The organism is Streptomyces sp. PTL18, from assembly GCF_059510295.1.
This window is the reverse complement of the sequence record NZ_JCAJZO010000009.1, coordinates 91,932-105,028: the sequence shown is the minus strand read 5'-3', so window position 1 is coordinate 105,028 and position 13,097 is coordinate 91,932. Positions and strand designations below refer to the sequence as shown.

General features: G+C 73.6%; 12 protein-coding genes. 9 read left to right on the top strand and 3 right to left on the bottom strand.

The annotated features are described in order from the left end of the window. Positions 1–474: 474 nt before the first annotated feature. The 3 genes from AC5WS8_RS19090 (at position 475) to AC5WS8_RS19080 (ending at position 2,339) form a co-directional block, all read left to right on the top strand. On the top strand, positions 475–1,440 hold the full coding sequence (locus AC5WS8_RS19090; RefSeq protein WP_496104615.1) for a zinc-binding dehydrogenase: 966 nt from the start codon (positions 475–477) through the stop codon (positions 1,438–1,440). Between the two features lie 123 nt (positions 1,441–1,563). Beyond that, a complete protein-coding gene (locus AC5WS8_RS19085; RefSeq protein ID WP_018571396.1) occupies positions 1,564–1,773 on the top strand; it encodes a helix-turn-helix domain-containing protein in 210 nt (69 codons plus the stop codon). Further along, positions 1,773–2,339, top strand: coding sequence for a Clp protease N-terminal domain-containing protein (locus tag AC5WS8_RS19080; RefSeq protein ID WP_496104614.1), 567 nt, complete (start codon positions 1,773–1,775; stop codon positions 2,337–2,339). The genes AC5WS8_RS19085 and AC5WS8_RS19080 overlap by 1 nt, the downstream gene beginning before the upstream one ends. 39 nt (positions 2,340–2,378) lie before the next feature. Here AC5WS8_RS19080 and AC5WS8_RS19075 read toward each other — a convergent pair whose 3' ends face one another. From AC5WS8_RS19075 to AC5WS8_RS19065, 3 genes are all read right to left on the bottom strand, one after another. Beyond that, on the bottom strand, positions 2,379–3,404 hold the full coding sequence (locus AC5WS8_RS19075; protein WP_496104613.1) for a PadR family transcriptional regulator: 1,026 nt from the start codon (positions 3,402–3,404) through the stop codon (positions 2,379–2,381). A gap of 1 nt (position 3,405) precedes the next feature. Then, positions 3,406–4,341: a DUF4097 family beta strand repeat-containing protein gene (locus AC5WS8_RS19070; protein WP_496104612.1), complete on the bottom strand. Its 936-nt coding sequence runs from the start codon at positions 4,339–4,341 to the stop codon at positions 3,406–3,408. Positions 4,342–4,556: 215 nt separating this feature from the next. Further along, complete coding sequence (locus AC5WS8_RS19065) at positions 4,557–4,736, bottom strand: DUF6104 family protein (RefSeq protein WP_028420339.1); 180 nt, start codon at positions 4,734–4,736, stop codon at positions 4,557–4,559. A 143-nt stretch (positions 4,737–4,879) separates the two neighbouring features. On the opposite strand from AC5WS8_RS19065, the gene AC5WS8_RS19060 reads away from it, so the two are divergent. The 6 genes from AC5WS8_RS19060 (at position 4,880) to AC5WS8_RS19035 (ending at position 13,056) form a co-directional block, all read left to right on the top strand. After that, complete coding sequence (locus AC5WS8_RS19060) at positions 4,880–5,272, top strand: CU044_2847 family protein (RefSeq protein ID WP_496104611.1); 393 nt, start codon at positions 4,880–4,882, stop codon at positions 5,270–5,272. Beyond that, the gene (locus AC5WS8_RS19055; protein ID WP_496104610.1) at positions 5,265–7,253 is read left to right on the top strand and encodes a VMAP-C domain-containing protein; all 1,989 of its coding nucleotides are present in this window, start codon (positions 5,265–5,267) and stop codon (positions 7,251–7,253) included. Before AC5WS8_RS19060 ends, AC5WS8_RS19055 begins: the two co-directional genes overlap by 8 nt. Before the next feature lie 157 nt (positions 7,254–7,410). Further along, complete coding sequence (locus AC5WS8_RS19050; protein WP_496104609.1) at positions 7,411–8,442, top strand: AAA family ATPase; 1,032 nt, start codon at positions 7,411–7,413, stop codon at positions 8,440–8,442. Positions 8,443–8,447: 5 nt separating this feature from the next. Next, a complete protein-coding gene (locus tag AC5WS8_RS19045; protein ID WP_496104608.1) occupies positions 8,448–11,711 on the top strand; it encodes an SAV_2336 N-terminal domain-related protein in 3,264 nt (1,087 codons plus the stop codon). Continuing rightward, positions 11,708–11,908: a hypothetical protein gene (locus AC5WS8_RS19040; RefSeq protein ID WP_496104607.1), complete on the top strand. Its 201-nt coding sequence runs from the start codon at positions 11,708–11,710 to the stop codon at positions 11,906–11,908. Before AC5WS8_RS19045 ends, AC5WS8_RS19040 begins: the two co-directional genes overlap by 4 nt. Beyond that, positions 11,905–13,056, top strand: a complete 1,152-nt coding sequence (locus tag AC5WS8_RS19035; protein WP_496104606.1) for an FxsB family cyclophane-forming radical SAM/SPASM peptide maturase — start codon at positions 11,905–11,907, stop codon at positions 13,054–13,056. Before AC5WS8_RS19040 ends, AC5WS8_RS19035 begins: the two co-directional genes overlap by 4 nt. Positions 13,057–13,097: the final 41 nt, after the last annotated feature.

Here is a 13,097-nt window from a genome sequence, read left to right as displayed (position 1 = left end):
GGTGCCTGCCGGGCGCCCGGCGCCTGCGCGGGCCGGGGCGGGTGGTGCTTCCCGGTGTCGGCAGTCGTGCCGCCGCGCCCACCCGTGCCGCCCCAGCGGCACGACTGGCCCGCAGCTGCGTACGGGGCTGCCCGGGGTTGCGTGCGGCTGCTCGCAGCGGTGTACGGCTACCCGCGGGTACGTGCGGCTGCCCGCCTCGGCTGCGTGCGGCCCCGGGGGTGCGTGCGGCTGCCGCCTCGCCGGCGTCCGACTACCCGCCTCGGCTGCTGCGACCGCCCTCGGCTGCGTGCGGCTGCCCGGGGTTGCGTGCGGTTGACCGCGGCTGCGCAGGGCTACCGCGGCCGCGCGCGGCTGCCTGTGATTGCCCTCCGTGCGGGCACGGCCGTCGCAGTGGCGTAGGTCCGCGCCTGGCGGGACACGCGTCACAGTCCGCCTCGGTTCCCTCCTCCAGGGGCGGAGCCTAACCTCAAGGTCATGTTCGCTGCCTACGCCGCCCGCATCGACCGCGACAACCCTCTCTCCGGCCTTGAGCTGGGAGAGCGTCCCGCCCCCGCATCACGACCCGGCTGGACGACCGTGAACGTCAGGGCCGCCTCCCTCAACCACCACGACCTCTGGTCCCTCAGGGGCGTCGGGCTCTCCGAGGACAAGCTCCCCATGATCCTCGGCTGCGACGCGGCCGGCGTCGACGAGGACGGCAACGAGGTCGTCCTCCACTCCGTCATCGGCCAGACCGGCCACGGCGTCGGCCCCGACGAGCCCCGCTCCATCCTCACCGAGCGCTACCAGGGCACCTTCGCCGAACAGGTCTGCGTTCCCACCTGGAACCTCCTCCCCAAGCCGAAGGAACTCTCCTTCGAGGAGGCCGCCTGCCTCCCCACCGCCTGGCTGACGGCCTACCGCATGCTGTTCACCAACGCCGGAGTGCGCCCGGGTGACTCCGTCCTCGTCCAGGGTGCGGGCGGCGGTGTCGCGACCGCCGCGATCGTGCTCGGCAAGGCGGCCGGCCTCAGGGTCTTCGCCACCAGTCGGGACGAGGCCAAGCGCAAGCGGGCCGTGGAACTGGGCGCCGTGGAGGCCCTGGAGTCCGGGGCCCGGCTGCCACAGCGTGTGGACGCCGTCATCGAGACCGTCGGTGCCGCCACCTGGTCCCATTCCGTCAAGTCCCTGCGGCCCGGTGGCACCCTCGTCATCTCGGGGGCCACCAGCGGTGACCGTCCCTCGCACGCCGAACTCACCCGCATCTTCTTCCTCGAGCTGAAGGTCGTCGGCTCCACCATGGGTTCCAAGGACGAACTGGAGGACCTGCTCTCCTTCTGCGCCGCCACCGGCGTGCGCCCCGTCATCGACGAGGTGCTCCCGCTGGAGCGGGCCCGCGAGGGCTTCGAACGCCTGGAAGCCGGAGACCAGTTCGGGAAGATCGTGCTCACCGCCGGCTGACGATCCCTCGCTCCACCGCCCATGGCGGGCCCGGAAGGCGTTCCGGGCCCGCCATGGGCGTTTCCGTGAACCTGCATGTCAACCATGGTTGACAAACTCCATGTGTCAACGTAAGTTGACATCATGACCGAAGCAACGGATCTCGCCGAACGCGCAGGCGACCGCGATCCGCGAGTCGGACTGCGAGCCGTCGCAGCGCTGCGCAGGCTGCTGGAGCAGCTGGAGGCGGTGCAGGTGCGCAGCGCGCGCAACCAGGGCTGGTCGTGGCAGGAGATCGCCGCGGAACTGGGCGTCAGCCGGCAGGCAGTGCACAAGAAGTACGGGAGGCAGTGATGTTCGAGCGGTTCACCCAGGATGCCCGTGCGGTGGTCACCGGCGCCGTCGCGCACTGCGAACGCGCCGGTGAGCGACGCGTCGACGATGCCCACCTGGTGCTCGCACTTCTCGAGAGGCAGGGCGGCCGCGCCGCGTTCGCCCTGGCGGCGCTCGGGCTGACCGGGCGACGTGACGCGGTCGAACGGGACCTTGCCGAGGCCCGTCGCCGCGGCGGGCTCACCCGCGCCGACGCGGACGCTCTCGCCGGGCTCGGCATCGACCTCACCGAGATCGTCTCCCGGGTCGAGGAGGCCCACGGACAGGGCGCGCTCGCCGCGACCCGTGCAGGGACGGTGCGGCGGTCGGGACGCCGCCCGTTCACCCGTGGCGCCAAGGACGTACTGACCCGGTCCCTGCGCGCCGCCGTGGCGCACGGTGACCGGCGCATCGGCGACGAGCACCTGCTCCTCGCTCTGACCGCCCGCCCCGGCGTCCCCTCCGAGGTCCTCGCCGACCATGGAGCGACCTACGTGGCCGTGGAGCGCCTGCTGTGGGGCGGTGGTGGCCGGGCGAAGGCCGGGTGAGCCTGCCGCCGTTGACGCTCGGCCGGTCGTGGAGAGCGCCTACCCCTTCCGTGACCGCAGCGTCGCCCCGATGTGCGCCGCCGCCGTCGACAGGTGCCGACGGGCGTCGCGCACCTGCTCCTCCGTCACCCCGTGGTCCCGGGCCGCGTCGCGGATGTCGTCACGGAAGCGGTCCAGGAGCCGGTCGAGGGCGCGGGCCGGGTCGCCCGGGAAGTCCTCGTGCGCCCAGGCAGGCTCGTACGCACCGGGGAAGTCCTCGGGGGTCGTCGAGTACTCGGGCTGCTCCGCCGCCCTGGGCGCACCCGCCGCCGGGCGCCCGAAGCCGAAGTCCTTGCCGAACTCGCCGAACTCCTTGGCCAGTTCGGCCAGGCCCTCCCGTACGCCCGTCGGCCAGTCGCCCCGTGCGAAGTGGTCCTGCACCTGCTCCTGGACCCGTCGTGCCATGCGCTGCAGCTCCTCCTGTGCCTGGGTCCGCGCTCGCTCCTGCGCCTCCTTGGCCTGGCGGCGTGCCCGCTGGGCCTCCTCACGGGCCCGCCGGCTCTCGTCCTTGGCGCGTCGGGCCTGTTCCTTCCACTCCTGCCTGGCGCGGCGCATCTCCTCCCGGGCAGCGCGCCACGCCTCGTTCTCGGCCTGGTCGTCGTACGTCCCGCGATCACCCTCGTGCTCCTTGGTGCCCCGGCGGGCCTCGGAGGCCGCGGCCCGCATCTCGCGGCGCAGGTCACCCGCTGCTCCCCGAACGTCGGCCTGGATCTCGGCGGCCAGCTCGGCGACCGACTCGCGGATCTCCAGTTCCAGGTCGGCCAGTTCACCACTGCGGTCGGCCAGTTCACCACGGCCCGCGTCCGTGATCGCGTACACCTTGCGGCCGCCCTCGGTGGTGTGCGTGACCAGGCCCTCGGCCTCCAGCTTGGCGAGCCGGGGGTAGACGGTGCCGGCGGACGGTGCGTACAGCCCCTGGAAGCGCTCCTCCAGCAGCCGGATCACCTCGTATCCGTGGCGTGGTGCCTCGTCGAGGAGCTTCAACAGGTACAGCCGCAGGCGTCCATGGGCGAAGACGGGAGGCATGTCAGAGCTCCTTCCGCTCGGTGGGGCCGCCGGTCGTGCCGTGCGGGGAACGGTCGGCCGGGACGCCGGTGCCGTCACAGCCCGTGCCGGGGGACGCGTCGGCGGGCGGCTCGTCCCACGGCTCGTCCGCAACCGGTGGGCGGCGCAGCAGGGCGATGGAGCCGGAGACGGTGGTCGCCTTCAGCCGGCCGGTGCCCCCGCCCAGGCGGCCCGTGATCTTCTTCGCGCCCCACTGCCCGGTGACGCGCAGGTCGTCGAAGGCGTTGGACACGGCGCCGCTCGCCGTGTTCGCCTCCACCTCGGCGTCCGCCGGGTGGGGGAGACGGATGGCGATCTCGCCCGAGACGTTCGTCAGGCAGGCGTCGGTGGCACCGGTCGTGGGGCCGAGGTCCAGGATGATCGAGCCGCTCACGGAGTCGGCCTTCACGGACGGGCAGGCGCCCTCGATGACGGTGAGGTCGCCGGAGACCGAGTTGAGCCGCAGCACGCCGGTGACGCGCTGGGCCTCCACGCTGCCCGACACCGTGGAGGCGCGGGCCGGGCCGGACAGGCCGACCAGGGTCGTCGCTCCCGTGACGCCCTTGACGTCGGCGCAGCCGTCGATCCCCGAGACCAGGGCGTCGGCACCGATCACGCCGACCTCCACGCGGGTTGAGGCCGGGACGGCGAGGGAGACCACCGCGCTGCGCCGCCGGCTCTTGCGGTCGAGCCACTTGAGGAAGCCCTTCCAGGGCAGGTCGTCGTAGGCCACGGTGAGGGTGCCGCCCTCCTGTGCCACCGTCAGGGCGGGGCCCTCGACGTGTGAGACCTCCAGTCGTGCGGAACCCTCGTCGGTGCCCACCACGTTCACCGTGCCGTTGACCATGCGCACATGGAGCGCTGTGACGGGGGCGTCGAAGGTGAGCTTCCTCGGCTCTGCGACGGACCACTCGGGCATGGTGCTGACCTCCTCGGCCGGTGCGGGCGGGCCCGCGTGACGAGCGGCCGCCTGGTCGCCCGACGCGTCCCACACGCTCGACTGGACGCGGCATATCGCGTCTTCGCCATTCACGATATATCGCGGCTGCGGGAAGTCAAGACACCCGTTCCGGTGGTGAAGCGCGCACAAGGGCGGGGCGCCCCGTCCGCGGGCGCCCCGTCCGAGGGTGCTGCCTACTCGTCGTCCTCGTCGTCCAGCCGTGCCAGCCAGGTCGCCAGCCGCTCCACCGGCACCTCGAAGTCCGGGTTCAGGTCGACGAACGTCCGCAACTGCTCGGCGAGCCACTCGAAGGTGATCTCCTCCTCGCCGCGTCGCTTCTCCAGCTCTTCGATGCCGCGGTCGGTGAAGTACATGCCCTCAGAATATGCGCCACTTGGCCGGATAGCGGTCTCGCTCCGCAGCGGTGCGGCCAGCTAGCCTTTTCGCAGTTCAACAGTCCGCGCCCCGGCGACGGTCGGCGGAGGGCGGGCAGAGCCGTGCACAGGGCGGGGGAGCCATGGTCGATACGCTGCGCGAGATCACGCTACCGGGGGGCCAGACCGTGCTGGCGCGGGTGACCCCGGCGCCGGGAACGACGACTTCCGGAGGCTATGGCTCCGACGACCTCGACATCGGGGTCGGGCGGAGCGCGGCGGCAAAACTGGAGCAACTGGGGGAGCTGATCCAGGGCGTCGGACAGTCGGTCCTGGACGCCGCGCGGGCCGCGCAGCCGGACGAGGCGAGCATCACCTTCGGCGTCGAGATCGTCGCCAAGCCCGGCAAGGCCATCGCGGTGCTCGCCGACGGCGAGGCCAAGGCGTCCCTGGAGGTCTCCCTCGTGTGGAAGCTCGACGAGCGCCGCACCCGGGCCGCCGCCACGGCCGCCGCAGAGCCGTCCGCGGATGCCTGAGCGGCGCGATCCTCGCCTCGAATCCCTGATCGAGAACGCCACGGTCCATTTCCACTCCGCGCGCCCCGGCGACGAGGACATGTGGGGCAGCGGCTTCCTGGTCGCGCCGGGCTGGGTCCTGACCTGTGCCCATGTGCTGCTCGGCCGCATCGGGGACGCGGGCGAGGAGGAGTTCCGGGTACGCGGACCGGGCCTGCACGACGGCCGCCCCGTGGCCGCCCGGCTCCAGGAGTGTCTGTACAAGGGGTCACTGGGCGAGCAGGACCACGGGCGGAGCAATCTGGCCGTGGAGCAGGACATGGCCCTGGTGCGGCTGCTCGACGACTCCGTCGCGCACGAGTGCGTCTGGCTCAGCGACCGTTCCGGCCATCCGCTCGGCCACCACCGGATCGTGTACGGCTACCGCCCCCTTCCCGACGGTGCGGCCCAGGCGTGGAACGGCGACGCCGCGGTCAATGCGCACGACGGCCCCTACGGGCTGCGGCTCGGCCCCAGCAACGAGTTCCCCGACGGCGTCTCCGGCGGCCCGGTGCTGGACCCGGCGACCGGCGCCGTCGTCGCCTTGATCAAGTGCCGCCGGGGCGACCGGGACGGCGGGCTGTCCATCGCCGTGTCGCTGATGCGGCGCTTCGCGGCGTACCACACCGTCGTCGCCGCGCACGACAGGTGGCATCGGACGCGTCGCAAGGTGCAGCACAACTGGGTCGGCCGGCAGATGAAGCTGCCCGGGACTCCGGGTGAGGCCGACCCCGACCAGTGGAGCCCCGCCGACCGCAGGGAGGCGCTGGCCCTGCTGGCCGCGGTCGAGCCCGCCGACGCGCCCCACACCGTCACCCAGCTGGTGCGCAGGGCGCGCGGCGACGATCCGGCCGGACGCCCGCACCTGCCGGTCTCCTGGCGCGACGGCCACGGACAGCTGTACGAGGAGGACCGGTCGCAGGAGGCGTTCGTCTTTCTGCGCTATCTCCGTCTCGTCCAGCTCTATCTCGAGGCGCGGGAGCCGAAGGACCGGGGCGCCGTCGAGGCGCTCGGCGCCTGGATCCAGGACCGGCTCGACGGCGTCAGACCGTCCGTGCGGACCAATGTGGAGGACGCCGTCCTGCCTCCCGGGCTGCTGCCGGGCGGGCAGCGGTCGGTCCAGCGCTACCCGGGCCCCGGGGAACGCGGTGTGGTCCTGCTGGAGCTGGAGCCGCTCGATGACGACCCGTCCCGGTTCTACTGGACGTTGCGCGTGGACGACGGGGGCGAGAACAGCGACGTGCCCCGTTACGGGGAGACCACCGGGCCGGGCGTCGAACTGCGTCGTCTGCGGGCCGTGCTCGACGAACCGCTCGCCAAGGCGTTCGAGGCCGTCGACCGTCCCGACCTGCCGGCGCCTCTCGAGGTCGCCCTGTCGCTCTCGCACTTCGACACCCCCGTGCACACATGGCAGATCTACGACTCCGCGCCGCTGTGGGACCGGGCGCGCCAGCAACTGCTGGGTGTGCGCCGTCCTGTGGTCATTCGCGACATCGAGCGCCGAGGAGTTCCGGCCGAATCCTGGGACACGCGCTGGAGCAGCATGCTGGCGTCGGGGCGGGTGACACCGAGGAGCACGGTCTTCAACGCCAGCCCGCTGCAAGCCCGCCACTTCGCCGACCTCGCCCCCGGAGCGATACCCGTCCAGTGCAGGCGGGCCGGGTCCGGAGCCGGCCGGACGGCGATGCGCCTGGCCCTGGACGCCGGGCACGGGATCGTGCTGTGGCACCTGGGTGAACATCCCGCACAGGAGTGCGGACCCCGCTGCGACGACCTCCACCGATCGACCGCCGAGTTCCTGGTGCAGGTGGCGGACCCGGCTGAACTGCCGGACCGGGTCCGCCGTATCAGAGAGCACGTCAGCACCGGGAACGGGCCCCACTGGGCCGCCGAGGTCGCCGTCCTGTACGACGATCCGCGCCGCCCCCTGCCCGCGGAGGAAGGGGTGTTCGACGCGCCATGACCCACCGTGGACACCCGGCGACGCCCGTGAGTGGCTGGCGGGAAATCGACCTTCTGTATCCGACGGACGGGTACGTTTTCAGGGGCCCGTTGTGGGCGCCGCTCGCCCTCGTCGGCCGGGACGTGCAGTGCCATCGATCGTCGACGAGGAGCGAAGCATGAGCGAGTGGCTGGTCTATCGGGGCACGGGCGACCCTGCCGCGGAACGGGTCGGCTTACTTCCGCGGCCCCCGCACTGGCGTCGCTTCGACGGCGAACCCCTGGACGACGTGTACCCGGTGCCCCCCATCGACAGCGCCACCTCCCGGCGGCTCGGCCGCCGGCCTCCGCTTCCCGTCCAGGACGCCCGGGCCATCGAGCTCATCAACGCGGCGCTCTATCTGAGGCGCCCGCTCCTGGTCACCGGCGAGCCCGGCTCCGGCAAGAGCACCCTGGCCCACGCCGTGGCCCACGAGCTGGCGCTGGGCCGGGTGCTGCAGTGGCCCATCGTCAGCCGCACCGAGCTCAGGACGGGTCTGTACGCCTATGACGCGATCGGCCGTCTCCAGGACGCGCAGCTGGACCGAGCCGGGACCGAGGAGCCGGACGGGCCCGGCCCGGCACGAGGCGACCTGGCCATCGGCCGCTACATCCGGCTCGGCCCGCTGGGAACGGCCCTGCTCCCGATGAAGCGCCCCCGAGTGCTGCTCGTCGACGAACTGGACAAGAGTGACATCGACCTGCCGAACGACCTGCTCAACGTCATGGAGGAGGGCGAGTTCGGCATCCCGGAACTCGAACGGATCGCCGACCGCCACGGCACCGTGGACGTCCTCACCGACGACGGCCTGCGGGTGCCCGTCACCGGGGGGCGCGTCCGTTGTCACGCCTTCCCGGTGATCGTCATGACGAGCAACGGAGAACGTGAGTTCCCCGCGCCACTGCTGCGGCGTTGCATCCATCTGCACCTCGACCCCCCGCGAGGCGACCGGCTCGCCGCCATGGTCCAGGCCCACTTCGGCGAGGGCGCGGACCGCGAACACCGGGATCTCGTCGAGCTGTTCACCACGGACGCCTCGGGTGCGCGCCGCCCGACCGACCAGTTGCTCAACGCCATCTACCTCACCCAGCGGGTGGCTCCGCCGGGCAGTCCCGGCCGCACGGAGCTGGCCCGTCTGCTGATGGGCTCGCTCGACTCGGGACAGCGGTAACGGCCATGGCCGTCGCCGAAGCGCTGGAGCTGCTCGCCCTGCGGCTGCGTGAAGCGGGACTGGCTCCGGACGCCGAGGAACTGGCGGACGCGCTGTGGCTCGCCCGTCACCTCCCCGGTACCACGGCGACCGCCGGAACACCCGGCACCGATGCCACCGGCCCGTCCGCCGAGGCAGGGTCCGGGTCCACACGTCCCGCCGCCACACCGCCCGAGGCCTCCCTGACCGTACGCGCCCGCGACCGGTCCGCGCGGCGCCGTACGGCGGCGGTCGACGGCGTCCCGACCGAGGGCATCGCGCAGGGCACGGACACGGTGGTGGCCATTCAGGTGCCCGCGGCGGCGGTACTGCCCGAACCACTGGGCCTGCAAAGGGCGTTACGTCCGCTCAACCGATACCGTTCGCCCGGCGGACCGGTCTTCGCCGGGCTCGACGAGGAGGCCACGGCGCAGCGGGCGGCCGACACCGGCGTGGTCGTCCCGGTGCCCGCCCGTGAACAGCGTCGTGACGCGCGGCTGCAACTGGTCATGGACGTCTCCTCCTCCACCGTGGTCTGGCAGGACACCTTCACCGAGCTGCACCGGGTCTGCGAACGCGCCGGCGCCTTCCGGGAGATCCGCGTCCACTACATCCACGAAGACGGCCGGGGCGAGGCGCGGGTGGCCTCCTCGCCCGACCCGTCCTCGCCCTCGGACGGCCCCGGCCTGCTGCGCGACCCGAGCGGGCACCGACTGACCCTGGTGCTCAGCGACTGCGCGGGACCGCTGTGGCGCGCCGGCAGGATGCAGCGTCTGCTCCAGGACTGGGCTTCCTGCGCGCCGCTCGCCGTCGTCCAGCCGCTGCCGCAGCGGATGTGGCGCGGCACGCATCTGCCCGCCTACTCCGGCGAACTCCGCCGCCGCGAGGGGCCGGCCGGCGGCCTGGAGTTCCGGTCGGAGCGGGCCGGACCGCCCCCGGAGCGGGCCCTGCCGGTGCCCGTCCTCGCCCTGCGCCCCACCTCCCTCGCCAACTGGGTCCGGCTCGTGTGCGACGCCACCTCCCAGCGCCTGGTCACCTCCGCGGCCTGGGTACGGCCGGACCATCCCGCGACCGCGGGGCCACCGCTCGCCGAGCGCCGGATCACCTCCCGCGACCGGGTCCGCGCCTTCCGGCGCACGGCCTCGCAGGACGCCCGGCAGCTCGCCGAGTACCTGGCCACCGTCCCCCTCGCCCTGCCAGTGATGCAGCTCGTGCAACGGGCCATGCTCCCCGGCACCGGACCCGAGGCGATGGCGGAGGTCCTCCTCGGCGGACTGATGAGGCGCAGCGACGCCGTCGCGGACGGGGGGTACGAGTTCATCGACACGGTGCGCGAGGAACTCCTGCGCCATCTGCCGGGCGTCGAGGCCACCCTGGTGCTCAAGCACAGCTCGCACTACGTCGAGCGGCGGTACGGCCGGTCCGCGCGCAACTTCCCGGCGCTGGCCGCCGCCTACCTCTCCGGCGCGGTGGCCTCGCGCCCGGCGGCCGAGGACGGCGCCGACGACCGGCTGCTGCGCGCCTTCGCCAGAGTCTCCGCACAGGTGCTCGCCCGCTACGGGAGGGTTCCCGCCGCCCCGCCCGGCGCGGGCCCCGCCGAACTGGCCTCACGCGCGCGTGAGGTCCTCCACCGGTACGACGTCCACGGCACCGCACGCGACCTCGACGAGGGCGTCGGCCTGCTCCGGCGGGCACTGGAGGTGGAGCGCCGCCAGTCGGAGCAGCGTGCGCTGCGCAGCCGGCTCGCCGGCGCCCTGCTGGAGCGCTGGCGTGTGGCCGGTGCAGCCGACAACCTCCGGGAGGCGTACGAGGTCCTGCCCCGGCACCGCAAGACGGACCCCGCCGAACTCGTCATGGAGGCGCGGATCCTGCTGCACATCGCGGCCGACCTGGAGACCTCCGGCGCGGCCGCCGCGACCCTTCCCGCAGGACTCGGCCGGGACCTCGGCGAACCCGACGCGCCCCCACGGCGGCTGGCCCTGCTCGCCTACCGCAGGGCGGGACGGCTGCTGGAGGAGATTCCGCCGGGCGCCGACGACTCCCTGCTGACGCGGGGCATCCGGCTGAGGGCCACCACGGCTCTCCAGGCAGCGTCGCTGGCCGCCCGCGCCGGTTCCGCGGTCCTCAGCCCCGAGGAGGGGGCCCCGCAGGAGTGGGCCGCCCAGCGGTTCGAACAGGCGGCGGGGCTGGCCACCCAGCACCGGCTGCGCGACGACGGGCCCGCCGCCCGCCTCTTCGAGGCCCGGGCACTGCTCGCACTGGCCCGGCACGACTCCGGGCGCGGTGCGACGCCCTGGGAACCCGGCGCGGAGCGACGCGAACGCGCCCACCGTGCAGCCGAGTTGGCGGAGGTCGGCTTCCGGGAGGCGCTTCCCCGGCGCGCGGCCGAGGGCGCCGAGGCGCAGGAGCTGACGCAGATCTGTCTGGACACCGCCCGCGCCCTCGATCTGACCCGCGACGCGGAGCGTGACCTCGGCACCCGCCGTCGGGTGATCACCCTGCTCGACCAGGCACTGGAGTACGCGGGTGACCACGAGGAACTGCGATCCGTGTGCTTCGACCGGCTCGGTGAGGCCCACCTGGCCGCCCACGGCCTCAGCCATGAGGCACGCGACCTGGAGGCGGCCGTCCGGTCCTGGTGGCAGGCCGTCGGAGCGCTGCCCCTGGACGAGCCGGGCCGCCCCCCGTTGCTGCACCGGCTGGGCCTGGCCCTCGGCGTCGCCGGCGAGTGGACGGATGCCGTGCGGGTGCTGCGCATGGCCGTCGACGAGTCCGCCGAGGAGGATCCGCAGCTGCCCCGCCACCGAGTGGAACTGGGCGACGCGCTGCTGCACCGGAACCTGGTGCAGGGCGGTCTGGCCGACCTCCACGAAGCCGACTGGATACTGGGCACCGCGGCACGCGAGGCCGACGACGACCTGCTCGCCGCGCGGGCCTGGCGGCTGCGCGCCGGGGCCGCCGGACGGCTCGCCGAGCACACCGCGCAGCGATCGGACTGGGAGGCGGTGGCCGACCATCTGCTGCGGGCCGCCGAACTGTACCGGGACCAGGGGCTCTCGGAGCCGGAGGCCCGCGTACGCGTCGAGCGCGGGGCAGCCCTGGGCCGCGCCTCCGCCCCTGCCCGTGCCGCCGAGGAGTACCGCACGGCGCTGCGGCTGTACCAGGAGGCCGGGCTGGGCGGCGGGGAGGAGGCGGAGGAGGCGCGCAACGCTTTGAACGCCCTGGAAGCGAACGGCGGGGGCGGCGCATGACGGATCCGGACGGCCCCTGGGGCATAGCCCTGCCCGTTTTCGAGCCCTTGGGCCCCGGCGAGGCACGTCATCCCGTCCTCGCCGCCGTACTGGCCGAGATGCGCGAGCGGAAGCAGGCGCAGGAGCCGCCGGCCGCCTACTACGGCGACTCGCCCGATCCCGCGTCGCCCGGCCCCCGGGCGGGAGCGGGCCCATGACGTCCGACGGCTTCCGCCAGTTCGTCCTCAAGGTGCACAGCCGGTGCAACCTCGACTGCACGTACTGCTACGTCTACCGCAGCCCGGACCGCAGCTGGCGGGACCGCCCGCACCAGGTCGGCGAGCGCGTCATGCGCCGGACCGCCGACCGCATCGCCGAACACGTCCACAGCCACCGGCCGAGGGCCGTCCGCGTGGACCTGCACGGCGGTGAGCCGCTGCTCTCCGGGCCCGAACCGGTCGTCGCGTACGCCGACGCCGTGCGGCGTGCCGTTCCCGCGGACACCGCCGTCACGGTCAGCGTGCAGACCAACGGCACGCTGCTCACAGAGGAAGTGCTCGACCGCCTGGCCGATGCAGGCATCCACGTCGGACTCAGTCTGGACGGCGGTACCGCCGCACTCAACGCGCGTCGCGTCGACCACGCGGGCCGGCCCTCCTGGCCCGCCGCCCGCCGCGCGGCCGGTCTGCTGGCCGCGCGGCGGCCGGGCACGTACGCGGGCGTCCTGTGCACCGTCGACCCGGCCACCGACCCCGCCCAGGTCTACTCCTCGCTGCGCGCCCTGGCTCCGCCCTCGCTCGACTTCCTCCTGCCGCACCTGCACTGGGGCAGCCGTCTGCCCGGCCGCCACCGTCCGGCTCCCACCCCGTACGGGGACTGGCTGGCCGACGCCTTCGACCTGTGGTGGGACGACACGGCTGCCGACCGGCCGAGGGTGCGGCTGTTCACCGAGGTCGTCACGACCCTGCTCGGCGGCTCCTCACGGACCGACGCGCTGGGCCTGTCACCCGTCACCGCGGTCGTCGTCGAGACGGACGGCAGCATCGAGCGGATCGACTCGCTCAAGACCGCCTTCCCCGGGGCGCCGGCCACCGGCCTCGACGTCTTCCGGAACTCCTTCGACGAGGCACTGTGCCACCCGCGCATCGCCGTGCTGCGGGCCGGCCCCGACGCACTGGCCGAGGTGTGCCGTACCTGCCCGGTCGTCCGGGTCTGCGGCGGCGGCAACTACGCGCACCGCTATGCGCCTCGCAGCGGCCACTTCCGTAACCCGAGCGTGCACTGCGCCGACCTGGAGCGCATCATCCGGCACGCCGCCGGGCGCCTCGCCGAGCAGCTGCCCGTATCGTCAAGGGGTGTGGGTTGACGTGGGGTTGACGGACCGCGGCGTAGCCCTCACCTACGGCA

Coding starts and splice junctions, on each gene's coding strand:
- AC5WS8_RS19090 (WP_496104615.1), top strand. CDS start 475: ATGTTCGCTGCCTACGCCGCCCGCATCGACCGCGACAACCCTCTCTCC.
- AC5WS8_RS19085 (WP_018571396.1), top strand. CDS start 1,564: ATGACCGAAGCAACGGATCTCGCCGAACGCGCAGGCGACCGCGATCCG.
- AC5WS8_RS19080 (WP_496104614.1), top strand. CDS start 1,773: ATGTTCGAGCGGTTCACCCAGGATGCCCGTGCGGTGGTCACCGGCGCC.
- AC5WS8_RS19075 (WP_496104613.1), bottom strand. CDS start 3,404: ATGCCTCCCGTCTTCGCCCATGGACGCCTGCGGCTGTACCTGTTGAAG.
- AC5WS8_RS19070 (WP_496104612.1), bottom strand. CDS start 4,341: ATGCCCGAGTGGTCCGTCGCAGAGCCGAGGAAGCTCACCTTCGACGCC.
- AC5WS8_RS19065 (WP_028420339.1), bottom strand. CDS start 4,736: ATGTACTTCACCGACCGCGGCATCGAAGAGCTGGAGAAGCGACGCGGC.
- AC5WS8_RS19060 (WP_496104611.1), top strand. CDS start 4,880: ATGGTCGATACGCTGCGCGAGATCACGCTACCGGGGGGCCAGACCGTG.
- AC5WS8_RS19055 (WP_496104610.1), top strand. CDS start 5,265: ATGCCTGAGCGGCGCGATCCTCGCCTCGAATCCCTGATCGAGAACGCC.
- AC5WS8_RS19050 (WP_496104609.1), top strand. CDS start 7,411: ATGAGCGAGTGGCTGGTCTATCGGGGCACGGGCGACCCTGCCGCGGAA.
- AC5WS8_RS19045 (WP_496104608.1), top strand. CDS start 8,448: ATGGCCGTCGCCGAAGCGCTGGAGCTGCTCGCCCTGCGGCTGCGTGAA.
- AC5WS8_RS19040 (WP_496104607.1), top strand. CDS start 11,708: ATGACGGATCCGGACGGCCCCTGGGGCATAGCCCTGCCCGTTTTCGAG.
- AC5WS8_RS19035 (WP_496104606.1), top strand. CDS start 11,905: ATGACGTCCGACGGCTTCCGCCAGTTCGTCCTCAAGGTGCACAGCCGG.